This window comes from Kribbella sp. NPDC026596 (genome assembly GCF_040638415.1).
Classification (GTDB): domain Bacteria; phylum Actinomycetota; class Actinomycetes; order Propionibacteriales; family Kribbellaceae; genus Kribbella.
In genome coordinates this window covers 65508-87554 of record NZ_JBEZYF010000010.1, presented here as the reverse complement: position 1 = coordinate 87554, position 22047 = coordinate 65508, and the positions used below count along the sequence as shown (strand labels likewise).

The window sequence follows — 22047 nt, the reverse complement described above, 5'->3', positions numbered from 1 at the left end:
AGGAGCCGGCCAGATGCCACGCAGTTTGAAGAAGGGCCCGTTCGTCGACCACCACCTGATGAAGAAGGTGGAGGTGCAGAACGAGAAGGGCACCAAGAACGTCATCAAGACCTGGTCCCGCCGATCGATGATCGTGCCGGACATGATCGGCCACACGCTCGCGGTGCACGACGGCCGCAAGCACGTGCCGGTGTTCGTGACGGACGCGATGGTCGGGCACAAGCTCGGCGAGTTCGCTCCGACCCGGACGTTCAAGGGTCACGAGAAGGACGACCGGAAGTCACGGCGTCGCTGACCCATGGTCAGTGACGAAGCGAAAGCAACCTACGGAGAGATTCGAACATCATGAGCGTTCAAGAGCGTAGGGCGGTCAGCGCCCGTCGCGAGAGCCTGCTGGGCGACGAGCCCGGGGCCTTCGCGGTCGCGCGCTTCGTCCGCGTGACGCCGATGAAGGCGCGCCGCGTGGGTGACCTGGTGCGCGGTCTGGGCGTCGACGACGCACTCGCCACTCTGAAGTTCGCCCCGCAGGCCGCTGCCGCGACCGTGTACAAGGTCGTCGACAGCGCTGCGGCGAACGCCGAGGGCACCGAGCACCTGAGCCGGACCGAGCTGATCGTGGCGAAGGTCCTCGTGGACGAGGGCCCGACGCTGAAGCGTCACCGCCCGCGCGCCCAGGGCCGGGCCACCCGGATCGACAAGCGGACCAGCCACATCACCGTCGTGGTGACGCCGCGGGTCCAGGACGAGCCGGTCGAGAAGGCCCCCGCCAAGAAGTCGGCCAAGAAGGCCGACGCGGCCAAGAAGGCGCCGGCGAAGAAGGCCGCGGCCGACCAGGCCGAGACCGCCGAGAAGCCGGCCAAGAAGGCGACCGCGAAGACGACGGCTGCCAAGAAGACCGCTGAGAAGAAGGAGTCCTGACGTGGGCCAGAAGGTAAACCCGCACGGGTTCCGTCTCGGCATCAGCACCGATCACAAGAGCCGTTGGTACGCCGACAAGCTGTACAAGGACTACGTGGGCGAGGACGTCAAGATCCGTCGCCTGCTGAGCAAGGGCATGGAGCGCGCCGGCATCTCCCGTGTGGAGATCGAGCGCACCCGTGACCGGGTCCGGGTCGACATCCACACCGCTCGTCCGGGCATCGTCATCGGTCGCCGTGGCGCCGAGGCGGACCGGATTCGGGGCAGCCTGGAGGAGCTCACCGGCAAGCAGGTGCAGCTGAACATCCTCGAGGTGAAGAACGCCGAGGTCGACGCTCAGCTGGTCGCCCAGGGTGTGGCCGAGCAGCTGTCCGGCCGCGTGGCGTTCCGCCGCGCGATGCGCAAGGCGATGCAGACCACCATGCGTGGCGGCGCCCTGGGCATCCGGATCCAGTGCTCCGGTCGTCTGGGTGGCGCGGAGATGTCGCGGTCGGAGTTCTACCGTGAGGGCCGGGTGCCGCTGCACACGCTCCGCGCGGACATCGACTACGGCTTCTACGAGGCCCGCACGACCTTCGGCCGGATCGGCGTGAAGGTCTGGATCTACAAGGGTGACGTGGCCGGCTCCCGGGCCGAGCGTGAAGCGCAGGCCGCGGCCCGCGCCGCGACTCAGCAGCGTCGGCCGGCCCGTCGCGACGACCGCGGTGGCCGAGGTGGCGACCGTGACCGTGGTGACCGCGGTGGCCGTCGTGACGACCGTCGGGACAACGCCCGCTCCGCGGCTCCGGCCGCCGAGGCGAGCGCGCCGGCGGCCGACAAGCCCGCCGAGACGACCGGAACGGAGAGCTGACCGATGCTCATCCCCCGCAAGGTCAAGCACCGCAAGCAGCACCACCCGGGGCGCTCCGGCGCTGCCAAGGGTGGTACGACGCTGGCCTTCGGTGACTTCGGCATCCAGGCGCTGGAGAACCACTACGTCACCAACCGGCAGATCGAGGCCGCGCGTATCGCGATGACGCGGCACATCAAGCGTGGCGGCAAGGTGTGGATCAACATCTACCCCGACCGCCCGCTGACCAAGAAGCCTGCTGAGACCCGGATGGGTTCCGGTAAGGGTTCGCCGGAGTGGTGGATCGCCAACGTCAAGGCCGGCCGGGTGCTGTTCGAGCTGTCCGGCGTGCCGGAGGACATCGCTCGCGAGGCCCTGCGCCGCGCGATCCACAAGTTGCCGATGAAGTGCCGCTTCATCTCCCGAGAGGCAGGTGAGAACTGATGGCTACCACCGTGACCGCCGCCGAACTGCGCAACCTCGGCAAGGACGAGCTGATGAGCAAGCTCGGTGAGGCCAAGGAGGAGCTGTTCAACCTCCGGTTCCAGGCTGCTACGGGTCAGCTGGAGTCCCACGGCCGGCTGCGCGCCGTCCGCAAGGACATCGCCCGCATCTACACGGTGCTGACCGAGCGGGCGCTCGGCATCACCGATGAGGTCGAGGAGTCGGCCGCGACCGAGGAGGTCGTCGCTGACGACGCCGACACCGCGGACGACAGCGACAAGGCTGGGAGCAAGGCATGACCGAGAACGTGAAGGACGAGACCGTGAGCACGACCGCGCAGACGCGAGGCCGCCGTAAGACCAAAGAGGGTCTGGTGCTGAGCGACAAGATGGACAAGACCGTCACCGTCGAGGTCGAGGACCGGGTCAAGCACAAGCTCTACGGCAAGGTCATCCGGCGCACCAGCAAGCTCAAGGCGCACGACGAGCAGAACGCCGCCGGTATCGGCGACCGTGTCCTCCTGATGGAGACCCGGCCGCTGTCGGCGACCAAGCGCTGGCGCGTCGTCGAGATCCTCGAGAAGGCCAAGTAGTTACCGGTGCTGCCGGCAACTAATCGAATTTATTCGTTCCGCAAGGCTCACGGACGTGAGAACCAGCGAGACAACCAGGAGATCAACAGATGATCCAGCAGGAGTCGCGACTGAAGGTCGCCGACAACACGGGTGCCAAGGAGATCTTGTGCATCCGCGTTCTCGGTGGCTCCGGTCGGCGCTACGCCGGTGTCGGTGACACGATCGTCGCCACCGTCAAGGATGCGATCCCGGGCGGCGGTGTGAAGAAGGGTGACGTCGTCAAGGCGGTCGTCGTGCGGACCGTGAAGGAGCGCCGGCGTCCGGACGGCTCCTACATCCGCTTCGACGAGAACGCCGCGGTGATCCTGAAGGCCGACGGCGAGCCCCGTGGCACCCGTATCTTCGGGCCGGTCGGCCGGGAGTTGCGCGAGAAGCGCTTCATGAAGATCATCTCGCTCGCCCCGGAGGTGCTCTGATATGTCGCAGCGGAAATTGCACGTGAAGAAGGGCGATCAGGTCCGCGTGATCGCCGGTAAGTCCAAGGGCCTCGAGGGCAAGATCATCCAGGTCATGCCCGACGCCGAGAAGGTCATCGTCGAGGGCGTGAACCGGGTCAAGAAGCACACCAAGGTGCAGCAGGCCCAGCGCGGCGGCACCACCGGTGGCATCGTCACCCAGGAAGCCCCGATCCACGTCTCGAACGTGATGCTTCTGGTCGAGGTCGACAAGGACGGCAAGAAGCAGAAGGTGACCACCCGCGTCGGTTACAACCGCGTCGAGGTGCAGAAGCGGCGCCCCGACGGCTCGACGTACACCGGTTTCCGGAGCGTCCGGATCGCGCGGCGTACCGGCGAGGAGATCTGATGACTGCGACGGCTACCGAGAACACCAAGGTTCAGCCGCGGCTGAAGACGAAGTACCGCGAAGAGATCGTCGGCAAGCTGCAGGAGCAGTTCCAGTTCGACAACGTCATGCAGGTGCCCGGCCTCACCAAGATCGTGGTGAACATGGGCGTCGGCGAGGCGGCTCGCGACTCCAAGCTGATCGACGGCGCGGTGAAGGACCTGGCCGCGATCACCGGCCAGAAGCCGCAGGTGACCAAGGCCCGCAAGTCGATCGCGCAGTTCAAGCTGCGCGAGGGCATGCCGATCGGCGCCCACGTGACGCTGCGCGGCGACCGGATGTGGGAGTTCCTGGACCGGCTGCTGGCGCTCGCGCTGCCCCGGATCCGCGACTTCCGCGGCCTGTCCCCGAAGCAGTTCGACGGCACCGGGAACTACACCTTCGGTCTGACCGAGCAGGTGATGTTCCACGAGATCAACCAGGACCGCATCGACCGGGTCCGGGGTATGGACATCACCGTGGTGACCACCGCGAAGAACGACGACGAGGGCCGGGCCCTGCTGCGGCAGCTCGGTTTCCCGTTCAAGGAGAACTGACGTGGCGAAGACAGCACTCAAGGTCAAGCAGGCCCGGAAGCCGAAGTTCGCGGTGCGCGGTTACACCCGCTGCCAGCGCTGCGGCCGGCCGAAGGCGGTCTTCCGCAAGTTCGGCCTGTGCCGGATCTGCCTGCGGGAGATGGCGCACCGGGGCGAGCTGCCCGGCGTGACCAAGTCCAGCTGGTGACCGTCTCCACCCTTGATCTTTTCTCCATTCACCATCTAGTCACCGTAGGTCGCCGGCCGGCGAAACCACGGCGGGAAAGAGGCCCCAGGCCATGACGATGACCGACCCGATCGCAGACATGCTGACGCGTCTGCGCAACGCCAACCAGGCGTACCACGAGTCGACCTCAATGCCGTACAGCAAGATCAAGCAGGGCATCGCCGACATCCTCCAGCAGGAGGGCTACATCTCCTCCTACCAGGTGGAGGAGCCCAAGGAGGGCGCCGTCGGCAAGACCCTGGTCGTCGACCTCAAGTTCGGCCCGAGCCGGGAGCGCTCCATCGCGGGCGTGCGCCGGATCAGCAAGCCGGGCCTGCGGGTCTACGCGAAGTCGACCAACCTGCCCAAGGTCCTCGGTGGCCTGGGCGTCGCGATCATCTCGACGTCCCAGGGACTGCTGACCGACCGTCAGGCCAAGAACAAGGGCGTCGGCGGGGAAGTCCTCGCCTACGTCTGGTGACGAAGAACCGGAAGGAGGACCACTCTCATGTCTCGCATCGGTAAACTCCCGGTCACGGTCCCGTCCGGCGTCGACGTCACGATCGACGGCCAGACGGTCACCGTGAAGGGTCCGAAGGGTCAGCTGTCGCACGTCGTGGCTGAGCCGATCGCGGTCAATCGGGACGAGGACGGCACGATCGCCGTGACCCGCCCCGACGACCAGCGCAGGAGCAAGGAACTGCACGGCCTGTCCCGCACCCTGATCGCCAACCTGGTGACCGGAGTGACGGAGGGCTACGAGAAGAAGCTCGAGATCGTCGGCGTCGGGTACCGCGTCCTGGCCAAGGGACCGACCCAGCTGGAGTTCTCGCTCGGGTACAGCCACACCATCACCGTCGATGCCCCCGAGGGCATCAGCTTCGTGGTGGAGGCGCCGACCCGCTTCTCGGTGCAGGGCATCGACAAGCAGTCGGTCGGCGAGGTCGCCGCCAACATCCGCAAGCTGCGCAAGCCCGAGCCGTACAAGGGCAAGGGTGTGCGGTACGCCGGCGAGCAGGTGCGCCGCAAGGTCGGAAAGGCTGGTAAGTAACCATGGCGATCGGACTGCGTCCGCACAAGCACTCCGCCAAGAAGACGGCGTCGCGGCTGCGTCGCCAGATTCGGGTCCGGAAGAAGATCAACGGCACGGCCGACCGGCCGCGACTGGTGGTCACCAAGTCCTCGAAGCACCTGTTCGTACAGGTCATCGACGACGTGGCCGGCACGACGCTGGTCTCCGCCTCCACCATGGAGGCCGACCTGCGTGGCGCGGACACGAACAAGACCGACAAGGCCAAGACCGTCGGCGGCCTGATCGCCGACCGGGCCAAGGCTGCCGGCATCGACTCGGTCGTCTTCGACCGGGCCGGGAACAAGTACCACGGCCGCATCGCGGCACTGGCCGACGCCGCCCGTGAGGGCGGCCTCGGCTTCTGACGGCGACACAACACAGGAAGAGGTAGTTCGAATGAGCGGAGGCCAGCAGCGTCGCGGAGGCGGCGCCGGTGGTGAGCGCCGTAACCGCGACGGTGGTCGTGGTGCGGCAGCCGACAAGACCGCCTACATCGAGCGCGTGGTAGCCATCAACCGTGTCGCCAAGGTCGTGAAGGGTGGTCGTCGCTTCAGCTTCACCGCCCTCGTGGTCGTCGGCGACGGTGAAGGCACCGTCGGTGTGGGTTACGGCAAGGCCAAGGAGGTGCCCGCGGCGATCGCCAAGGGTGTCGAGGAGGCCAAGAAGTCTTTCTTCAAGGTGCCGAGGATCCAGGGCACCATCCCGCACCCGGTCCAGGGCGAGAAGGCCGCAGGCGTTGTCATGCTGCGTCCGGCCGCTCCCGGTACCGGTGTGATCGCGGGTGGCTCGGCGCGCGCCGTACTGGAGTGCGCCGGGATCCACGACATCCTCAGCAAGTCGCTGGGCTCGTCCAACGCCATCAACGTGGTGCACGCCACCGTTGCGGCGCTGCGCAGCCTGGAGACCCCGGAGGCCGTGGCCGCGCGTCGTGGCCTGCCGGTCGAGCACGTCGCCCCGGCGGCGCTGCTGAAGGCGCGGGCGGAGGTGTCGTCCTGATGGCACGCCTGAAGGTGACCCAGACCCGTTCCGGCATCGGTGGCAAGCAGAACCAGCGCGACACGCTGCGCACCCTGGGCGTCAAGCGGATCGGCGACGTCGCCGTCCACGACGACCGTCCCGAGGTCCGCGGCATGGTGCGTACGGTTCGCCACCTCATCACCGTCGAGGAGGTCGACTGACATGGCGCTGAAGGTTCACCACCTGCGTCCGGCGCCCGGTGCCAAGACCGCCAAGACCCGCGTGGGTCGCGGTGAGGGCAGCAAGGGCAAGACGGCCGGCCGCGGTACGAAGGGCAGCAAGGCCCGCAACAACATCCCCGAGTGGTTCGAGGGTGGCCAGATGCCGCTGCACATGCGGCTTCCGAAGCTGAAGGGCTTCAAGAGCAGGAACCGGGTGGAGTTCCAGGTCGTTAACCTGGACAAGCTCGGACAACTGTTCCCCGAGGGTGGCGAGGTCGGCGTGGCCGAACTGGTCGCCAAGGGTGCGGTTCGTAGCGGTCAGCCGGTGAAGGTGCTGGGTGACGGCGAACTGACCGTGGCACTGCAGGTTTCGGTGCACAAGTTCTCCAAGTCCGCCCAGGAGAAGATCCAGGCGGCCGGGGGAACCTTCACCGAGGTGTGACGAGGTCCAGGGCTCGACCGGTACGGCGCTTGATATCCTGCGCCGGTCGGACGAGCCCTGGTTCGTCTCTTGCCCAGCAGCTTTGCTAGGCCCCTGCCCTGCCCGGGGCAGAGGAAACATGTGGGAGGACAGGGTGTTAGGCGCCTTTGCCAACGCGTTCAAGACTCCGGACCTGCGCCGGAAGATCTTGTTCGTGCTCTTCATCGTCGTGATCTTCCGGATCGGCTCGGTCGTGCCGGCCCCGGGCGTGAACGTTCAGTCGCTGCACACCTGTATCAAGATCTCGCAGGGTGGCGCGAACGCGAACCTCTACAACCTGATCAACCTGTTCTCCGGCGGTGCGCTGCTGCAGCTCGCGATCTTCGCGCTCGGCATCATGCCGTACATCACCGCCAGCATCATCCTGCAGCTACTCACCGTGGTGATCCCGCGGCTGGAGTCGCTGAAGAAGGAGGGCCAGGCGGGACAGGCCAAGATCACCCAGTACACCCGGTTCCTGACCGTCGGGCTGGCGATCCTGCAGTCCACCGCGTTCGTCGCACTGGCCCGGACACCGGGCCGCCTGTTCCAGGGCTGCCAGGAGCCCCTGCTGTACAAGGACGACTGGTTCACGATCAGCGTGATCGTGCTCACCATGACCGCCGGCACCGGCGTGATCATGTGGCTGGGCGAGCTGATCACCGACCGTGGCGTCGGTAACGGCATGTCGATCCTGATCTTCACCCAGATCGTGGCGACCTTCCCGACCCAGCTGTGGAACATCCGCAAGGAGAAGGGCATCCCCACCTTCGTGGTGGTGGTCGCGATCGGTTTGGTGATCATGGCCGCGGTCATCTTCATCGAGCAGGCGCAGCGCCGGATCCCGGTGCAGTACGCCAAGCGGATGGTCGGCCGCAAGATGTTCGGCGGCACCTCGACGTACATCCCGCTGAAGGTCAACCAGGCCGGTGTGATCCCGGTCATCTTCGCTTCCAGCCTGCTCTACCTGCCGGTGCTGATCAGTCAGTTCCAGCAGGGCAAGCCGTGGGCGAACTGGATCCAGGGCAACCTGGTCAAGGGTGACCACCCGATCTACATGGTGACGTACGTCGCCCTGATCATCTTCTTCACGTACTTCTACGTCTCGATTACCTTCAATCCGAAGGAAGTTGCAGACAACATGAAGAAGTACGGCGGCTTCATCCCCGGGATCCGGGCGGGACGGCCGACCGAGGAGTACCTGGGCTACGTGCTGTCCCGCATCACGCTGCCAGGCGCGATCTACCTCGCGGCGATCTCGATGATCCCGCTGGTCGCGCTCGTCCTGCTGAACGCGAACCAGAACTTCCCGTTCGGTGGTACGTCGATCCTGATCATGGTCGGCGTCGGACTGGACACGGTGAAGCAGATCGAGAGTCAGCTGCAGCAGCGAAACTACGAAGGGTTCCTGCGCTGATGAGAATGTTGCTGATGGGTCCGCCCGGGGCGGGCAAGGGCACGCAGGCAAAGGTGCTTGCGGAACGCCTGAATATCCCGGCCGTGTCCACCGGTGACATCTTCCGTGCAAACGTCAAGGACGAGACGCCGCTCGGGCTCGAAGCGAAGCGCTACATGGACGCCGGTGACTACGTCCCGGACGAGGTCACCAACGCAATGGTGCGGGACCGGCTGTCCGAGGCCGACGCGGGCGAGGGTTTCCTCCTCGACGGCTACCCCCGGACGGTCGCCCAGGTGGGCACGCTGGACGCCATCGTGGCTGACCACGGCCACCAGCTGGACGCGGTGGTGGCGCTGGTCGCCGACACCGACGTGCTGGTCGGCCGGATGCTCAAGCGGGCCCAGACCGACGGCCGGACGGACGACTCCGAAGAGGTCATCCGGCACCGGCAGGACGTCTACACCGCCGAGACCAAGCCGCTGCTGCGGGTGTACGCCCAGCGCGGCCTGCTGGTCGAGGTGGACGGTGTCGGCGAGATCGACGAGGTGAGCGAACGTGTTCTCGCCGCCTTGAAGACGATCACGCAGTGACGTCAGCGGATGATGTGCAGTGATCTTTAAGGACCGCGGGATCGAGATCAAGACCCGCGAACAGATCCTTTCCATGCGTGCGGCCGGCCTGGTCGTCGGCCGCACGCTGGAGCTGCTCCGCGGCGAGGTCCGGGCCGGCATGACGACCGGCGAGCTGGACGCGATCGCCGAGGACAACATCCGTTCCTCCGGCGCGACGCCGTCGTTCAAGGGCTACCACGGCTTCACCGGCTCGATCTGCGCTTCGGTGAACGACGAGATCGTGCACGGCATCCCCGGTGACCGGGTGCTGGCCGACGGCGATCTGATCTCGATCGACTGCGGTGCGATCGTGGACGGCTGGCACGGCGACGCCGCGATCACGGTGCCGGTCGGCGAGGTCGGTGCCGAGCTGCTCGAGTTGGCCCGGGTCTGTGAAGAGTCGATGTGGCGTGGGTTCGCCGCCGCGAGGCTCGGTGGCCGGCTCACCGACATCTCCGCCGCCGTCGAGGCCCACGTTCGTACGACGTCGTCGTACGGGATCGTCGAGGACTTCGTCGGGCACGGGATCGGGTCGGCGATGCACCAGCCGCCGAACGTGCCGAACTTCGGCCGCCCGGGCCGCGGCCCCAAGCTCGTCGAGGGGCTGGCGCTGGCGGTCGAGCCGATGCTCACGCTCGGCAAGCAGGACAACCACACGCTCGAGGACGACTGGACGGTCGTCACCGACGACGGCCAGGTCGCCGCGCACACCGAGCACACCTTCACGCTCACCCCGCAGGGGCCGTGGGTGCTCACCGCCCTCGACGGCGGCGAGGCCAAGCTGGCCGAGCTCGGTATCGAGTTCGGGGCCCTGGCCGATTGACGGACCCGGTGGGTCAACCCATCGGGGGACGCCATGCGAACCGGGGCTGAGGCACACTTGAGCCATGCCTCAGTACCAGCCGCACCAGCGTTTCACCGAAGCCGACCGGGACAAGATCGCCGGGCGGCTGCGGGACGCGTTCGCGGACGGCCGGCTGGATCAGCCCGAGTTCTCCTCCCGCCTGGACCAGCTCTACACCGTCCAGACCTACGGCGAGCTCGAGCCGCTGGTGCGTGACCTGCCGCCGGTACGGACGTACCAGACACCTGAGGTGGTCCAGGACACCAAGCCGGCGCCGGCGCCGGGCGACTTCCCGGAGCGCAAGAAGCACAGCGGTCGGCACGGGCTGGCTGCGCTGGGCGGCGGGTTCACCGGGGTCGTCGTCATCAACGTGGTGATCTGGTTCGTGATCGGCCTCGGCAACGGTGGGCACTGGCCGCATTTCTGGCCGGTCTGGCTGCTGATCCCGTGGGCGTTCATCGCCCTGGGCAACCTCGGGAAGCGCCGTTGACAGCGGCCCCGGTCAGTCGCCGCGTGGTCGGTCCGCGTCTGCGGCCGGATGTGGCGTGGCAGCTGCGTCAGGGGTCCGCCCTGGTTTACCTCATCTGGTTCGCCATCGCCGTACCGCTGGTGCTCGTGGGTCTGCTGCTGGAGCCGCGCTGGGTGGGCTGGTTCGTGCTGGGCTGGTTCCTGGTGCTGGTGATCTTCACGCTCGCGATGCGGATGGCCGACGGCCGGCAGCGCAAGTCCTGGGCTGACGCGGCCGGACAACTGGGCTGGCGGACCAACGCCTCCGGTTCGGAGTTGCTGGAGCGCTGGCCCTTCCCGCCGTTCAACACCGACCCGGGCGCGACGGTGGTCGACGTGACCACCGGGCGGCATCGGGGCCGGGAGTTCTGGACCGGGCGCTTCCGGCACAAGGTACGGCGTCGTGAGCTCGGCTTCGACTTCCTCGATCTGCAGGTGGACCGGCCCTTGCCGCCCTTGCAGGTGCTGCCCGCATCGCTGGCCCCGGTGGCGGCCGCGAGCCTGCTGCCGATCCCGATGGAGGTCGACGGGCTGCCGGCGCACTACCGGCTGTTCAACGGTCGCGAGGACCACGCACAGGCAGTCCTGCACCCGCGGGCGGTCGAGGCGCTGGCGCAGGTGCCGCCGTTCGGCTTCAGCTGCGAGGGCCGGCGGTTCGTCGCGATCCTCCCGGCGTACCGCGATTCCACTACAGCGCTCGCTCAGTTGGATGCGGTCTGTGATCTCGTGGACCTGATGCCGCAGCAGATCTGGCGCGAAGGGGAGCAGTGGGCCGCCACCAATTCGTGACGCAGGGGCTCGATTGGGTTTCGGGTAGGTGAGTGGCGTACACTCTTTCCTTGGCTCTTTGTAGCCTCTGTCTCGTTGTGCCCGCGGCTGCCTGACCTCGTGTCAGGAGGGCATCAGAGCCTGGGCCGAGCCAGTAGTACCCACCTTTTCAGTACGTCGTCTACAGAAGTGCGAGGACATGCCCAAAAAAGAGGGAGTCATCGAACTCGAGGGCACCATCGTTGAGGCCCTGCCGAACGCGATGTTCCGTGTTGAGCTGTCCAACGGGCACAAGGTGCTCGCGCACATCAGCGGCAAGATGAGGCAGCACTACATCCGGATCCTCCCCGAGGACCGGGTCGTCGTGGAGCTGTCGCCGTACGACCTCACCCGGGGTCGCATCGTCTATCGGTACAAGTAGGACCACACCAACACCTGTCGAAGAAAGAAGCTCGATGAAGGTCAATCCGAGCGTCAAGAAGATCTGCGACAAGTGCAAGGTGATCCGCCGTCACGGCCGGGTCATGGTGATCTGCGAGAACCCGCGGCACAAGCAGCGGCAGGGCTGACCAAGCTCTTCGAGCAGTACACGGCACTTTCGCACCACAGCGCGCACGCTCAGCCGGCACTTTCGCAGTGCCGGCTGTCGCCCCCGGAACAGAGGCCGGGGCCTTGCCGGTGATCAGCAAACTCACCGAGGCGGGCAAGGACGCGGCGCGCCACCACACCTCTGCCGACGAAAGGAACACCGCCACATGGCACGCCTCGTAGGAGTCGACCTGCCGCGCGACAAGCGCATCGAGGTCGCTCTGACCTACATCTTCGGTGTAGGCCGTACTCGCGCCCTGAAGACGCTCGAGGCCACCGGGATCTCCGGTGACAAGCGCGTCCACGAACTGGGCGACGAGGAGCTGGTGAAGCTCCGGGACTGGATCGAAGGCAACTACAAGATCGAAGGTGACCTCCGTCGCGAGGTGACCGCGGACATCCGCCGCAAGATCGAGATCGGGTCGTACCAGGGTCGCCGGCACCGCAGCGGTCTGCCGGTACGTGGTCAGCGCACGCGGACCAACGCCCGCAGCCGCAAGGGTCGTCGTAAGGCGATCGCCGGCAAGAAGAAGAAGTGATGACCCGGATGACCGTCGACCACCCCAGGAGCAACTGACCTATGCCTCCCAAGAGCCGCACCGCGGCCGGCGCGAAGAAGGTGCGCCGCAAGGAGAAGAAGAACGTGGCCGCCGGCCACGCGCACATCAAGAGCACGTTCAACAACACGATCGTGACGATCACCGACCCGACCGGCGCGGTCATCTCGTGGGCTTCCGCGGGCACCGTCGGCTTCAAGGGCTCGCGCAAGTCCACCCCGTTCGCCGCGCAGATGGCCGCCGAGGCCGCCGGACGCCGGGCGATGGAGCACGGCATGCGCAAGATCGACGTGTTCGTGAAGGGTCCCGGCTCCGGCCGTGAGACCGCGATCCGTTCGCTGGGTGCCGTCGGCCTCGAGGTCGGCACCATCCAGGACGTCACCCCGACCGCCCACAACGGCTGCCGCCCTCCCAAGCGGCGCCGGGTCTGACCCAGGAAAGGTAGGCAGCGAAAATGGCCCGTTACACCGGACCCATGACCAAGAAGTCGCGCCGTCTCGGGGTCGACCTCGTCGGTGGCGACAAGGCGTTCGAGCGTCGTCCGTACCCGCCGGGTATGCACGGCCGCGGTCGCCCGAAGGAGAGCGAGTACCTGCTCCAGCTCCGTGAGAAGCAGAAGGCCCGCTTCTCGTACGGCGTTCTGGAGAAGCAGTTCCGCCGGTACTACGAGGAGGCCTCGCGGCGCTCCGGCAAGACCGGTGACAACCTGCTGATCATCCTCGAGTCCCGGCTGGACAACGTGGTTTACCGCGCCGGCCTGGCCCGGACCCGTCGGCAGGCCCGTCAGCTCGTCGTGCACGGTCACTTCACCGTGAACGGCGTCAAGGTGAACATCCCGTCGTACCGGGTGGCCGCGCACGACATCATCGATGTCAAGGCGAAGTCGGTCGAGACGACCCCGTTCATCATCGCCCGGGAGACGCACTCCGAGCGCGTCGTCCCGGCCTGGCTCGAGGTGATGCCCGAGCGGCTTCGCATCCTCGTCCACCAGCTGCCGACCCGGCAGCAGATCGACACCCAGGTCGCCGAGCACCTGATCGTCGAGCTCTACTCGAAGAACTGATCCTGCTCCGGCCGGTGGCCTTCGGGCCGCCGGCCGGACTGGTCGGTACTTCATCCCTCGCGACCTCAAATAGTGGTCGTCGCGACAGAGAAGGAACACGAAGTTGCTAATCGCACAGCGCCCCACCCTGACCGAAGAGGTCGTCGACGAGCACCGCTCGCGGTTCGTGATCGAGCCGCTCGAGCCGGGCTTCGGCTACACCCTCGGCAACTCGATCCGCCGGACCCTGCTGTCCTCCATCCCCGGTGCCGCCGTGACCAGCATCAAGGTCGACGGCGTCCTGCACGAGTTCTCGACCGTTGCCGGGGTCAAGGAAGACGCCACCCAGCTGATCCTGAACCTGAAGGACCTGGTCGTCTCCTCCGAGCACGACGAGCCGGTCACCATGTACCTGCGCAAGCAGGGCCCCGGTGACGTCACCGCCGCCGACATCGCGCCGCCGGCCGGTGTCGAGGTGCACAACCCGGACCTGAAGATCGCCACCCTGAACGAGAAGGGCCGGCTCGAGATGGAGCTGGTCGTCGAGCGGGGCCGTGGTTACGTGTCCGCGATCCAGAACAAGTCCGCGGACGCCGAGATCGGCCGGATGCCGGTCGACTCGATCTACTCCCCGGTCCTCAAGGTCACCTACAAGGTCGAGGCGACCCGTGTCGAGCAGCGCACCGACTTCGACCGCCTCGTGGTCGACGTCGAGACCAAGCCGTCGATGCTGCCCCGCGACGCCGTCGCGTCGGCCGGTAAGACGCTGGTCGAGCTGTTCGGCCTGGCCCGCGAGCTGAACGTCGAGGCCGAGGGCATCGACATCGGCCCGTCGCCGGTGGACGAGCAGATGGCGGCCGACCTGGCCCTGCCGGTCGAGGACCTGCAGCTGACCGTCCGGTCGTACAACTGCCTCAAGCGCGAGGGCATCCACACCGTGGGTGAGCTGATCTCGCGCAGCGAGCAGGACCTGCTGGACATCCGCAACTTCGGCTCCAAGTCGATCGACGAGGTCAAGCTGAAGCTGGCCGAGATGGGCCTGTCGCTGAAGGACTCGCCCCCCGGCTTCGACCTGCGCGCGGCCGCCGAGGCCTACGGCACCGAGTCCGAGGACGACGACGAGAGCTTCGCCGAGACCGAGCAGTACTGAACCCCCGGGCCGCTGGCCTGAAATCCTTTCTGGAGTAAGAGATGCCTACCCCCACCAAGGGTGCCCGGCTGGGCGGCAGCCCGGCGCACGAGAAGCTGATCCTCAGCAACCTCGCGACGTCGCTGTTCGAGCACGGCGCCATCACCACCACCGCGGCCAAGGCCAAGCGCCTGCAGCCGCTGGCGGAGTCGATGATCACCAAGGCGAAGCGTGGTGACCTGAACTCCCGCCGCCAGGTGATGAAGCGGATCAAGGACAAGAGCGTCGTGCACGTGCTCTTCACCGAGATCGGCGAGCGGTACGCCGACCGTCCGGGCGGCTACACCCGGATCACCAAGCTCGGCCCGCGCAAGGGCGACAACGCCCCGATGGTGAAGATCGAGCTGGTCGAGGCGCTGGCGGACTCGCCGAAGGCCAAGAAGACCGCGGCGAAGAAGGCTCCGGCCAAGAAGGCTGCCGCGGAGAAGCCGGTTGCCGAGGACGAGGCCAAGGTCGACGACGCCAAGGTCGAGGACGAGGCCAAGGTCGAGGACGTCGTGACCGAGGACGTCCAGGACGTCGTCGAGGACGCCAAGACCGAAGACAAGTAAACGAGCTGTTCGGCAGCGCCCCCTCACCTCACGGTGCGGGGGCGCTGTTGCGTTAGATTGCCGTGTGCGCTGGCGGATCGACCTGAGGTACGACGGAACGGGCTTCCACGGCTGGGCTCGTCAGGAGGGCCTCCGGACCGTGCAGGGCGTCCTGGAGGAGACCCTCCGCGTTGTACTGCGGCTGCCCGAGCCGCTGACCGTCACATGCGCCGGCCGGACCGACACCGGCGTACATGCCCGTGGCCAGGTCACCCATGTGGACGTCGAAGGCGCTGTAGAGCCACTCAGGCTGCTCAGAAGCCTGAACGGCGTCCTACCAGCGGATGTAGCTGTCACGGCCGTCAGCGCGGCTCCAGAGGGTTTTGACGCCCGTTTCTCCGCCCTGGCCCGTCGGTACGTCTACCGCTTGTGTGACGATGCGATCGGTTGGGACCCGCTCACCCGCGGTTACGTACTGCGAGTGGGCCGCCCTCTGGATGTGGATCGGATGAATGCTGCCGCTGCTGGACTGCTGGGTGAACACGACTTCGCGGCGTTCTGCAAGAAACGAGAGGGCGCCAGCACTGTGCGCGCACTGCTGGAGTACTCCTGGCAGCGGACGGCTCCCGGGCAGCTGGAGGGCACGGTGATCGCGGATGCCTTCTGTCACTCGATGGTCCGGGCCTTGGTGGGCTCGATGATCCCTGTCGGAGACGGACGGCGTGACGTCGACTGGCCGGCCGCCGTACTGGCCGGGAAGGTGCGGGACTCTGCTGTGTCGGTGCTGCCCGCGCACGGCCTCACACTGGAGGAAGTGCGCTACCCGGCCGATGACGAGCTGGCCGCTCGGGCTCTCCAGGCCCGTCAGGTCAGGGGAGAGGTGCACCAGCGTGGCTGACCACTACTTCTCGGCGGAGCCCGGCTCCGCGGATCTACGCCGTACCGTCGAGGCCCGGATCTGGGGACGCGAGTACACGTTCACGACTGCGACCGGAGTGTTCTCCCGGGACCGGTTGGACATCGGTACGGCGGTGTTGCTGCGCGAGGTGGACCCGCCGACCGGCTCCGGCACCTTCCTCGACCTGGGGACGGGCTACGGGCCGATTGCGTGCGCACTGGCCGTGGAGGCTCCGCAGGCAACCGTTTGGGCGGTCGACGTGAACACCCGGGCGCTGGAGCTCACCGGGGAGAACGCGCGGACCGCCGGGGTGGCTGACCGCGTGCACCCGGTGCTGCCGGACGGCGTACCGGCGGAGGTGGTGTTCGACCAGATCTGGTCGAACCCGGCGATCCACATCGGCAAGCCCGAGCTGCACAAGATGCTGCTGCACTGGCTGGCTCGCCTTGCCCCCGGTGGCGTGGCATGGTTCGTCGTCGGCAAGAACCTCGGCGGTGACTCGCTGCAGCGCTGGATGACCGAGCAGGGCTACCCCTGCGTGCGGGTCGGCAGCGCGAAGGGGTTCCGGGTCCTGCGTGCAACGAACGCGGGGCCAGCGCCGTCCTGAGGGTATGGAGGCAGCCTTGGCGGCAGCAGAGGCACGGACTGGCTCGCTCGACTTCGAGCTGTGGGTGACCGCGAAGGCGGACGCCCTGCTGCGGTTCGCCTACGTCCTCACAGGCGACGCGAACCTGGCCGAAGACGCCGTCCAGGATGCCCTGACGACGGCCTGTGCCCGCTGGAGCCGGGTGAGCCGCGCCGACGACCCCGAGGCGTACGTGAAACGGATGGTGGTGAACGCGCACATCTCCTGGTGGCGGCGGTTCCGCCGGCGCGAGGCGCCGTCGGACGATCCCGTGAGGACAGCCCTGGCCGCTCCGGACGGGGCAGCCGCACGGGCGGAGTCGGACGCCGTCTGGGCGCTGTGCGCGACGTTGCCGGACAAGCAGCGGGCAGCCGTCGTACTGCGCTTCTACGAGGAGCTCTCGTACGCCGAGATCGGTGAGCTGCTGCACTGCGCGGAGGCGACCGCCCGGTCGCACGTCCATCGAGCACTCGCGGCGCTGAAGACCACGCTGAGCAAGGAAGGAGCCGAGGATGCCTGAGCACGACCCTGAGCAGGAGCTCGGCCCCAAGATCACTTCGGCGTTCCAGAGCCAGGCCGATGCCGCTGGTGACCTGCGCGGCCGGGGGATGGCGTCAGAGGCGCGCCGGCGCGTCCGCAAGCGGCGGCAGACGCTGAGCATGGCCGCGGCGGCATTCGTGGTGGCGGTCGCCATCGGCGGCGTGTGGAACCTGGCGAGTGGTGAGTCACCGGTCGCCTCGAACGCCAGTGACAGCAGCGGCCAGAGCGAGGGGGCGGCGTCCAGCGGTGACAAGTCGTCGCAGGGGTTGGTTCCTCCGAAGGCCGCGGTGAGCTGCCCTGCCGATCACCCGATTCTCAAGGCCGAGGGGCCGCACGACGTACCGGCAGGGCTCGACCTGAACACCCCGGTGCTCGGGCTCCAGGCGTGCCGCTACCAGCTCACCACGGGTGCGCTGCTCGGACAGCAGGGCTTCACTGCGGAGGTCGCACAGCAAGTGGTCGACGCGATCAAGGTGCTGCCGGAACGCAACCCGGCTCTCCCCGTGTTCAAGTGCGCGCCGCAGACCGCACAGCCGTCGGAAGCGATCGTGCTGCGGTTCGACACGGCGGCCGGCATCCGTGAGATCTGGGTCGAGTACGACGGCTGTGACTCGGCCGGCTTCTTCACCGGCACCCACACCTACGGCCTGTACGCCGCCCCGCTCAAACTCTTCATGACCGGGACGGTCCGTCCGCCGGGCGGAACCTATCTAAACGCCTTGAAAGACTGGTGACCGGTGCAGCGGCCGCGGCCCCTCCGGCGGCCGCGGCCGCACCTCGCGCGCCGGCACCTGCCACAGTGCCTCCTGGGCTTTGCAGGAACTTCTGCAGATGTGCGGATTCCGGATCCACCGCGCGACGGTAGTCGGACTCGATCCACTCCAGCTCCCGCCCGACGTTCCGGATGGCCCGGGCCGAGAACTCCCGGCCGAGACCGTCGAGTTTCTTCGGGTCGCCGTTCGGAGCCTCGTACCTCGTCAGCGCCCCAAGTTCATACCGCAGCGGCCCGGCCAGCTTGGCACGCACCTCGGAGCGGTGCTCCGGTGGCATCAGACCGTCCAGTCGGCTGTCGATGAGCAGATCGGCCATCTTGTTGTACCGCTGCAGCCGGGGCGTGCGCTCGATCGCCACTCTGACCTCGTCCGGCGGCAGACCGGTGAGCTTGTGCAGGCCGTGGATCACGCCGTTGACGCCGGCGTTGTAGCCCGGGTACGTCGTACGCGCGCAGGACGGGGTCGGTGATGTTCGGCCGGCTGACCGTCATCGCTCCGTCGCCACGTGCGGTGGCGAGGAGCATGGTGTGCGGCTCCTCGTACAGCCGCCGGTTCCACCGGGACGGTACGCCGCTGCGTCGCTCGGCCGCCTCCACGATGCTCGCCACCCAGGCGTACTCGCGGGTGCCGCGGGGGATCTCGAGGCCGAGGGGGAAGGGATCGATCACTCGACGCCGCGGCCCGGAGTGCGCCGTGTGTCGAGCTTGTGCACATTGTCGGAGGTTTCGGCGGCAGTTGCGGGGCGGGCCGGAGCGGTTGATCCGGTGTGGGACCACAGGAATCGCTGCAGGTCCTTGATCTCCTGCTGCTGCGCGGACGGGTACGACTGCTCGGGGAGCGTCGCGTTGTCCTCGTACCCCTGCACCGGCTCCTGCGCCGGCCAGCCCCGGTCGGCCCAGACCTGCCGCACCTCTTCCTGCCGGTCGCCGAAGGTGTCGTGCAGTTCCGCCGGCATCCTGGGCGGCTCGGTGCCGGGATGCTGCTCGTTCCAGCCGCGGTAGTGCGACTCGATGTCCTCGAGATTCGCGCTGAGCTCGGTCATCGCCCACTCGGCGGACTCGTGGCCCCAGGAGAGTTTGGTGCCCGGATGAGCGTGCTGGCTGAGCTCCGTCATCGTCAGCCCGCGGAGCTCGCGCCGTACCGGCCCGGAGAGCGCCTCGCGGACCTCTGCGCGGTGCTCGTCCGGTACGAGGTCGCCCAGTTTGTTGTCGATCATCTGGTCGGCGATCGCGGTGAAGCGCTGCGCGCGACCGGTCTTCTCGATCGTCGCCCGCAGCTCGCTCACCGGTACGCCGCTCTGGCCGGACAGCGTGTACATCATCGTGTCCGTGGCTGTGGTGTAGGCAGGTGAGCTCGCGCTCACGTTCGTGCTCACACCCTGATCCCAGCCGATCCCGATGTCCTCGAGCATCGCCTCGTCGGAGTGGTGGTGCGCCCACCGGTCGGCGAGCGCCTGCTCGAGTGCCATGTCCTCGAGTGAGCCCAGCTTGGTGGCACCGGGGAGGCTCTCGTCACCAGGTGTCGACAGGGAGAGCCGGGCCAGCTGCAACCCGTGTACGGCGGCCCTGCCAGCGGCGTACCCGCGTCGGGTGCGAGCCGTTGGTCGGTGGTGTCGGCGACTCGGGCCGGCTCCAGTACGGCGGCTCGATTGACCGTGATGCTGCCATCGCTGTCCACCCGGCCCGCGACCGGCAACGGCTCCTCGTACAGTCTTCCGTTCCAGTTCGACAACCGGCCGGCGCGCTGCTCGACCGCACGGACCACGCGCGTCATCCACTCGTGCTCCCACGTGCCAGGGAGGATCTCCGGTCCGCGCTGCAGATCGTTCACCGCGTCTCCTCCGACAGCACGCCGATCAGCTCGACGAGCGTGCTGTTCAGCATCAGTACGGCGCCTGCCTCGGCGGGAGGCGCTTGCGCGGCCAGACCGCCAATGCGCTCCACAGTGCGCTGCAGTGCGGAGATGCGGTCGCTGGGTGACGCCGTTGACATGACTGCCTCGGCGTACAGCCGCTGCGCCTCCAGATAGGGCGCACTGGTTCCTGGCGGCGGACCTGCCAGCAGCCTGGGCAGGTGCTCCGCCCGGGCGATGGCGCGCCGCCGCCACTCCGCGTTCTCCACCTGCTCGGCCATCGCACGCAGCCGGCTCCGCTCCGCGTCGACGGTCAACGAGTCCGCGCCGTACAGCAGGTCCAACTGCCGCTGGAGCTCTGCCTCGAAGGCCTCGTACTGAGCGTCGGTCCGCATCCGCACCCTCTCCTCACCTCAGGACAGCGCAGATCATTCCGGCCCGGAGGGTCTCTTCCCCGCGATAACTGTTCGCCTGGTGGGGGCCGGGCCGTCAGACTGGTGGGATGGGTCACGTGGATGTCGCCGGGGTTGGCTACGAGCTGCCGGACGGGCGGGTGTTGCTGGACGACATCACGTTCCGGGTCGGGGACGGGGCCAAGGTCGCGCTGGTCGGCGCGAACGGGTCCGGCAAGACCACGCTGACCAGGATCATCGCGGGCGACCTGAAACCGCACAGCGGCAGCATCTCGCGCTCCGGCGGACTCGGCGTGATGCGCCAGTTCGTCGGCTCGGTCCGGGACTCGTCGACCGTGCGCGACCTGCTGCTCAGGGTTGCGCCGGACGCCATCCGGGAGGCCGCGGCCAAGCTGGACAAGGCCGAACTGGCGATGATGGAGGCCGAGGACGAGAAGACCCAGCTCAAGTACGCCCAAGCGGTGGCGGACTGGGGCGAGGTCGGCGGGTACGACGCCGAGGTCCTCTGGGACGTGTGTACGACGGCCGCTCTCGGCGTACCGTTCGACCGCTGTCGCTGGCGCGAGGTGAAGACGCTGTCCGGCGGTGAGCAGAAACGCCTGGTGCTGGAGGCCCTACTGCGTGGCCCGGACGAGGTCCTGATGCTCGACGAGCCGGACAACTACCTCGACGTACCGGGGAAGCGGTGGCTGGAGGACCAGCTGCGTAGCACTGACAAGACCGTGCTCTACATCAGCCACGACCGGGAGCTGCTGGCCAACACCGCGACCCGGATCGTCACCGTGGAACTAGGTGCAGCAGGCAACAATGCCTGGACGCACGGCGGTGGCTTCAAGACGTACCACGAGGCGCGGCAGCACCGGTTCGAGCGGTTCGAGGAGCTGCGGAAACGCTGGGACGAGGAGCACGCGAAGCTCCGGGCCCAGATGCTGATGTACAAGCAGAAGGCGGCGTACAACTCCGACATGGCGTCGCGCTACCGGGCCTCGCAGACCCGGCTGCGCAAGTTCGAGGAGGCGGGCCCGCCGCAGGCGCTGCCGCGCGAGCAGAAGGTCAGCATGCGGCTGACCGGGGGCCGCACCGGCAAGCGGGCGGTCGTTTGCACGCGCCTGGAGCTGACCGGCCTGATGAAGCCCTTCGACCTGGAGGTCTGGTACGGCGAACGCGTCGCCGTACTCGGCTCGAACGGCTCGGGGAAGTCGCACTTCCTGAGGCTGCTCGCCAACGGTGGGTCGGATCCGGACGTGGAGCACCAGCCGGTCGGCGACGTGGAGATCGCGCCGGTCGCGCACACCGGTAAAGCCAAGCTGGGAGCGCGCGTCCGGCCGGGCTGGTTCGCACAGACCCACGAGCACCCGGAGTTGGTCGGCCGAACGCTGCTGGAGATCCTGCACCGGGGCGACGACCATCGGGAGGGCATGGGCCGCGAGCTGGCGTCGCGGAAGCTGGACCGCTACGAGCTGGCCCACGCGGCCGAGCAGAGCTTCGACAGTCTGTCCGGCGGGCAGCAGGCCCGGTTCCAGATCCTCCTGCTCGAGTTGTCCGGCGCCACGCTGCTCCTGCTCGACGAGCCCACCGACAACCTCGACGTCGAGTCGGCCGAGGCCCTGGAGGAAGGCCTCGACTCCTTCGACGGCACCGTCCTGGCTGTCACCCACGACCGCTGGTTCGCCCGCGGCTTCGACCGTCACCTGGTCTTCGGGGCCGATGGCTCCGTCTACGAATCCAACGAACCAGTCTGGGACGAAGGCCGCGTCGAGCGGGCACGCTGACCATTAAGGTTCTCCCACAGC

At 67.6% G+C, this 22047-nt stretch carries 35 protein-coding genes and 1 pseudogene; 33 read left to right on the top strand and 3 right to left on the bottom strand.

Annotated features, from left to right (window positions below; all coding sequences use genetic code 11):
• Positions 1–13: 13 nt before the first annotated feature.
• From rpsS to AB0E63_RS10735, 32 genes and pseudogenes are all read left to right on the top strand, one after another.
• Positions 14–295 (top strand): 30S ribosomal protein S19, encoded by a 282-nt coding sequence (gene rpsS, locus AB0E63_RS10890; RefSeq protein ID WP_131361012.1) that lies wholly within the window; start codon positions 14–16, stop codon positions 293–295.
• A gap of 50 nt (positions 296–345) precedes the next feature.
• Positions 346–801 (top strand): annotated as a pseudogene (rplV, locus tag AB0E63_RS10885) (50S ribosomal protein L22); the annotation flags it as partial.
• Between the two features lie 118 nt (positions 802–919).
• The gene (rpsC, locus tag AB0E63_RS10880) at positions 920–1768 is read left to right on the top strand and encodes a 30S ribosomal protein S3 (protein ID WP_360364116.1); all 849 of its coding nucleotides are present in this window, start codon (positions 920–922) and stop codon (positions 1766–1768) included.
• Between the two features lie 3 nt (positions 1769–1771).
• Positions 1772–2191 carry a 50S ribosomal protein L16 gene (rplP, locus tag AB0E63_RS10875; protein ID WP_360364114.1) on the top strand — a complete coding sequence of 140 codons (420 nt, stop codon included), beginning with the start codon at positions 1772–1774 and terminating at the stop codon, positions 2189–2191.
• Positions 2191–2490, top strand: coding sequence for a 50S ribosomal protein L29 (gene rpmC, locus AB0E63_RS10870; protein ID WP_360364113.1), 300 nt, complete (start codon positions 2191–2193; stop codon positions 2488–2490). The genes rplP and rpmC overlap by 1 nt, the downstream gene beginning before the upstream one ends.
• Positions 2487–2783: a 30S ribosomal protein S17 gene (rpsQ, locus tag AB0E63_RS10865; protein ID WP_360364111.1), complete on the top strand. Its 297-nt coding sequence runs from the start codon at positions 2487–2489 to the stop codon at positions 2781–2783. Before rpmC ends, rpsQ begins: the two co-directional genes overlap by 4 nt.
• 89 nt (positions 2784–2872) lie before the next feature.
• Positions 2873–3241, top strand: coding sequence for a 50S ribosomal protein L14 (gene rplN, locus AB0E63_RS10860; protein ID WP_012923677.1), 369 nt, complete (start codon positions 2873–2875; stop codon positions 3239–3241).
• Position 3242: 1 nt separating this feature from the next.
• Positions 3243–3629 (top strand): 50S ribosomal protein L24, encoded by a 387-nt coding sequence (gene rplX, locus AB0E63_RS10855; RefSeq protein WP_360364109.1) that lies wholly within the window; start codon positions 3243–3245, stop codon positions 3627–3629.
• A complete protein-coding gene (gene rplE / locus AB0E63_RS10850) occupies positions 3629–4204 on the top strand; it encodes a 50S ribosomal protein L5 (protein WP_360364107.1) in 576 nt (191 codons plus the stop codon). The genes rplX and rplE overlap by 1 nt, the downstream gene beginning before the upstream one ends.
• Position 4205: 1 nt before the next feature.
• Complete coding sequence (locus AB0E63_RS10845; protein WP_012923674.1) at positions 4206–4391, top strand: type Z 30S ribosomal protein S14; 186 nt, start codon at positions 4206–4208, stop codon at positions 4389–4391.
• Between the two features lie 91 nt (positions 4392–4482).
• Positions 4483–4890: a 30S ribosomal protein S8 gene (rpsH, locus tag AB0E63_RS10840; protein WP_360364105.1), complete on the top strand. Its 408-nt coding sequence runs from the start codon at positions 4483–4485 to the stop codon at positions 4888–4890.
• A gap of 27 nt (positions 4891–4917) precedes the next feature.
• Positions 4918–5460 carry a 50S ribosomal protein L6 gene (rplF, locus tag AB0E63_RS10835; protein WP_360364103.1) on the top strand — a complete coding sequence of 181 codons (543 nt, stop codon included), beginning with the start codon at positions 4918–4920 and terminating at the stop codon, positions 5458–5460.
• A 2-nt stretch (positions 5461–5462) separates the two neighbouring features.
• A complete protein-coding gene (gene rplR, locus AB0E63_RS10830) occupies positions 5463–5846 on the top strand; it encodes a 50S ribosomal protein L18 (protein ID WP_360364101.1) in 384 nt (127 codons plus the stop codon).
• A 31-nt stretch (positions 5847–5877) separates the two neighbouring features.
• A complete protein-coding gene (gene rpsE, locus AB0E63_RS10825; RefSeq protein ID WP_360364099.1) occupies positions 5878–6477 on the top strand; it encodes a 30S ribosomal protein S5 in 600 nt (199 codons plus the stop codon).
• Positions 6477–6659: a 50S ribosomal protein L30 gene (gene rpmD, locus AB0E63_RS10820; RefSeq protein WP_360364097.1), complete on the top strand. Its 183-nt coding sequence runs from the start codon at positions 6477–6479 to the stop codon at positions 6657–6659. The genes rpsE and rpmD overlap by 1 nt, the downstream gene beginning before the upstream one ends.
• 1 nt (position 6660) lies before the next feature.
• Entirely contained in the window at positions 6661–7101 is a 441-nt protein-coding gene (gene rplO / locus AB0E63_RS10815) for a 50S ribosomal protein L15 (RefSeq protein ID WP_360364095.1), read from the top strand.
• A 133-nt stretch (positions 7102–7234) separates the two neighbouring features.
• Complete coding sequence (gene secY, locus AB0E63_RS10810; protein WP_360364093.1) at positions 7235–8536, top strand: preprotein translocase subunit SecY; 1302 nt, start codon at positions 7235–7237, stop codon at positions 8534–8536.
• The gene (locus AB0E63_RS10805; protein WP_360364091.1) at positions 8536–9108 is read left to right on the top strand and encodes an adenylate kinase; all 573 of its coding nucleotides are present in this window, start codon (positions 8536–8538) and stop codon (positions 9106–9108) included. Before secY ends, AB0E63_RS10805 begins: the two co-directional genes overlap by 1 nt.
• Positions 9109–9127: 19 nt before the next feature.
• Positions 9128–9952 carry a type I methionyl aminopeptidase gene (gene map / locus AB0E63_RS10800; protein WP_360364089.1) on the top strand — a complete coding sequence of 275 codons (825 nt, stop codon included), beginning with the start codon at positions 9128–9130 and terminating at the stop codon, positions 9950–9952.
• Between the two features lie 64 nt (positions 9953–10016).
• On the top strand, positions 10017–10463 hold the full coding sequence (locus AB0E63_RS10795) for a DUF1707 domain-containing protein (protein WP_360364087.1): 447 nt from the start codon (positions 10017–10019) through the stop codon (positions 10461–10463).
• A gap of 23 nt (positions 10464–10486) precedes the next feature.
• The gene (locus tag AB0E63_RS10790) at positions 10487–11269 is read left to right on the top strand and encodes a hypothetical protein (RefSeq protein ID WP_360364085.1); all 783 of its coding nucleotides are present in this window, start codon (positions 10487–10489) and stop codon (positions 11267–11269) included.
• A 178-nt stretch (positions 11270–11447) separates the two neighbouring features.
• Entirely contained in the window at positions 11448–11669 is a 222-nt protein-coding gene (gene infA / locus AB0E63_RS10785; RefSeq protein ID WP_012923661.1) for a translation initiation factor IF-1, read from the top strand.
• Between the two features lie 34 nt (positions 11670–11703).
• The gene (gene rpmJ / locus AB0E63_RS10780; protein WP_008361054.1) at positions 11704–11817 is read left to right on the top strand and encodes a 50S ribosomal protein L36; all 114 of its coding nucleotides are present in this window, start codon (positions 11704–11706) and stop codon (positions 11815–11817) included.
• A 186-nt stretch (positions 11818–12003) separates the two neighbouring features.
• Positions 12004–12375, top strand: a complete 372-nt coding sequence (gene rpsM, locus AB0E63_RS10775; protein WP_012923660.1) for a 30S ribosomal protein S13 — start codon at positions 12004–12006, stop codon at positions 12373–12375.
• A gap of 41 nt (positions 12376–12416) precedes the next feature.
• Complete coding sequence (gene rpsK / locus AB0E63_RS10770) at positions 12417–12824, top strand: 30S ribosomal protein S11 (protein WP_012923659.1); 408 nt, start codon at positions 12417–12419, stop codon at positions 12822–12824.
• A 23-nt stretch (positions 12825–12847) separates the two neighbouring features.
• Positions 12848–13456: a 30S ribosomal protein S4 gene (gene rpsD, locus AB0E63_RS10765; protein WP_360364083.1), complete on the top strand. Its 609-nt coding sequence runs from the start codon at positions 12848–12850 to the stop codon at positions 13454–13456.
• Between the two features lie 103 nt (positions 13457–13559).
• Positions 13560–14585: a DNA-directed RNA polymerase subunit alpha gene (locus tag AB0E63_RS10760; RefSeq protein WP_132402598.1), complete on the top strand. Its 1026-nt coding sequence runs from the start codon at positions 13560–13562 to the stop codon at positions 14583–14585.
• A gap of 41 nt (positions 14586–14626) precedes the next feature.
• On the top strand, positions 14627–15175 hold the full coding sequence (gene rplQ / locus AB0E63_RS10755; protein ID WP_360364080.1) for a 50S ribosomal protein L17: 549 nt from the start codon (positions 14627–14629) through the stop codon (positions 15173–15175).
• A gap of 64 nt (positions 15176–15239) precedes the next feature.
• Positions 15240–16052 carry a tRNA pseudouridine(38-40) synthase TruA gene (gene truA, locus AB0E63_RS10750; protein ID WP_360364078.1) on the top strand — a complete coding sequence of 271 codons (813 nt, stop codon included), beginning with the start codon at positions 15240–15242 and terminating at the stop codon, positions 16050–16052.
• Positions 16045–16659, top strand: coding sequence for a methyltransferase (locus AB0E63_RS10745; protein WP_360364076.1), 615 nt, complete (start codon positions 16045–16047; stop codon positions 16657–16659). Before truA ends, AB0E63_RS10745 begins: the two co-directional genes overlap by 8 nt.
• A gap of 16 nt (positions 16660–16675) precedes the next feature.
• Positions 16676–17197 carry a SigE family RNA polymerase sigma factor gene (locus AB0E63_RS10740; protein WP_360364074.1) on the top strand — a complete coding sequence of 174 codons (522 nt, stop codon included), beginning with the start codon at positions 16676–16678 and terminating at the stop codon, positions 17195–17197.
• Complete coding sequence (locus tag AB0E63_RS10735; RefSeq protein ID WP_360364072.1) at positions 17190–17951, top strand: hypothetical protein; 762 nt, start codon at positions 17190–17192, stop codon at positions 17949–17951. Before AB0E63_RS10740 ends, AB0E63_RS10735 begins: the two co-directional genes overlap by 8 nt.
• On the opposite strand, the gene AB0E63_RS10730 is transcribed toward AB0E63_RS10735, so the two are convergent.
• The 3 genes from AB0E63_RS10730 to AB0E63_RS10720 form a co-directional block, all read right to left on the bottom strand.
• Positions 17890–18399: a hypothetical protein gene (locus AB0E63_RS10730; protein WP_360364071.1), complete on the bottom strand. Its 510-nt coding sequence runs from the start codon at positions 18397–18399 to the stop codon at positions 17890–17892. The genes AB0E63_RS10735 and AB0E63_RS10730 overlap by 62 nt on opposite strands.
• A 255-nt stretch (positions 18400–18654) precedes the next feature.
• The gene (locus AB0E63_RS10725; protein WP_360364069.1) at positions 18655–19458 is read right to left on the bottom strand and encodes a hypothetical protein; all 804 of its coding nucleotides are present in this window, start codon (positions 19456–19458) and stop codon (positions 18655–18657) included.
• 358 nt (positions 19459–19816) lie between these two features.
• Positions 19817–20236, bottom strand: a complete 420-nt coding sequence (locus AB0E63_RS10720; RefSeq protein ID WP_360364067.1) for a hypothetical protein — start codon at positions 20234–20236, stop codon at positions 19817–19819.
• A 107-nt stretch (positions 20237–20343) separates the two neighbouring features.
• Between AB0E63_RS10720 and AB0E63_RS10715 the strand changes: the two genes are divergently transcribed.
• Positions 20344–22026 (top strand): ATP-binding cassette domain-containing protein, encoded by a 1683-nt coding sequence (locus AB0E63_RS10715; protein ID WP_360364065.1) that lies wholly within the window; start codon positions 20344–20346, stop codon positions 22024–22026.
• The last annotated feature ends 21 nt before the right edge of the window (positions 22027–22047 follow it).

Excerpts from the sequence above, each read along its gene's own strand:
- rpsS (WP_131361012.1), top strand. The coding sequence starts at position 14 with ATGCCACGCAGTTTGAAGAAGGGCCCGTTCGTCGACCACCACCTGATG.
- rplP (WP_360364114.1), top strand. The coding sequence starts at position 1,772 with ATGCTCATCCCCCGCAAGGTCAAGCACCGCAAGCAGCACCACCCGGGG.
- rpmC (WP_360364113.1), top strand. The coding sequence starts at position 2,191 with ATGGCTACCACCGTGACCGCCGCCGAACTGCGCAACCTCGGCAAGGAC.
- rpsQ (WP_360364111.1), top strand. The coding sequence starts at position 2,487 with ATGACCGAGAACGTGAAGGACGAGACCGTGAGCACGACCGCGCAGACG.
- rplN (WP_012923677.1), top strand. The coding sequence starts at position 2,873 with ATGATCCAGCAGGAGTCGCGACTGAAGGTCGCCGACAACACGGGTGCC.
- rplX (WP_360364109.1), top strand. The coding sequence starts at position 3,243 with ATGTCGCAGCGGAAATTGCACGTGAAGAAGGGCGATCAGGTCCGCGTG.
- rplE (WP_360364107.1), top strand. The coding sequence starts at position 3,629 with ATGACTGCGACGGCTACCGAGAACACCAAGGTTCAGCCGCGGCTGAAG.
- rpsH (WP_360364105.1), top strand. The coding sequence starts at position 4,483 with ATGACGATGACCGACCCGATCGCAGACATGCTGACGCGTCTGCGCAAC.
- rplF (WP_360364103.1), top strand. The coding sequence starts at position 4,918 with ATGTCTCGCATCGGTAAACTCCCGGTCACGGTCCCGTCCGGCGTCGAC.
- rplR (WP_360364101.1), top strand. The coding sequence starts at position 5,463 with ATGGCGATCGGACTGCGTCCGCACAAGCACTCCGCCAAGAAGACGGCG.
- rpsE (WP_360364099.1), top strand. The coding sequence starts at position 5,878 with ATGAGCGGAGGCCAGCAGCGTCGCGGAGGCGGCGCCGGTGGTGAGCGC.
- rpmD (WP_360364097.1), top strand. The coding sequence starts at position 6,477 with ATGGCACGCCTGAAGGTGACCCAGACCCGTTCCGGCATCGGTGGCAAG.
- rplO (WP_360364095.1), top strand. The coding sequence starts at position 6,661 with ATGGCGCTGAAGGTTCACCACCTGCGTCCGGCGCCCGGTGCCAAGACC.
- AB0E63_RS10805 (WP_360364091.1), top strand. The coding sequence starts at position 8,536 with ATGAGAATGTTGCTGATGGGTCCGCCCGGGGCGGGCAAGGGCACGCAG.
- AB0E63_RS10795 (WP_360364087.1), top strand. The coding sequence starts at position 10,017 with ATGCCTCAGTACCAGCCGCACCAGCGTTTCACCGAAGCCGACCGGGAC.
- infA (WP_012923661.1), top strand. The coding sequence starts at position 11,448 with ATGCCCAAAAAAGAGGGAGTCATCGAACTCGAGGGCACCATCGTTGAG.
- rpmJ (WP_008361054.1), top strand. The coding sequence starts at position 11,704 with ATGAAGGTCAATCCGAGCGTCAAGAAGATCTGCGACAAGTGCAAGGTG.
- rpsM (WP_012923660.1), top strand. The coding sequence starts at position 12,004 with ATGGCACGCCTCGTAGGAGTCGACCTGCCGCGCGACAAGCGCATCGAG.
- rpsK (WP_012923659.1), top strand. The coding sequence starts at position 12,417 with ATGCCTCCCAAGAGCCGCACCGCGGCCGGCGCGAAGAAGGTGCGCCGC.
- rpsD (WP_360364083.1), top strand. The coding sequence starts at position 12,848 with ATGGCCCGTTACACCGGACCCATGACCAAGAAGTCGCGCCGTCTCGGG.
- rplQ (WP_360364080.1), top strand. The coding sequence starts at position 14,627 with ATGCCTACCCCCACCAAGGGTGCCCGGCTGGGCGGCAGCCCGGCGCAC.
- AB0E63_RS10735 (WP_360364072.1), top strand. The coding sequence starts at position 17,190 with ATGCCTGAGCACGACCCTGAGCAGGAGCTCGGCCCCAAGATCACTTCG.
- AB0E63_RS10725 (WP_360364069.1), bottom strand. The coding sequence starts at position 19,458 with ATGGCACTCGAGCAGGCGCTCGCCGACCGGTGGGCGCACCACCACTCC.
- AB0E63_RS10720 (WP_360364067.1), bottom strand. The coding sequence starts at position 20,236 with ATGCGGACCGACGCTCAGTACGAGGCCTTCGAGGCAGAGCTCCAGCGG.
- AB0E63_RS10715 (WP_360364065.1), top strand. The coding sequence starts at position 20,344 with ATGGGTCACGTGGATGTCGCCGGGGTTGGCTACGAGCTGCCGGACGGG.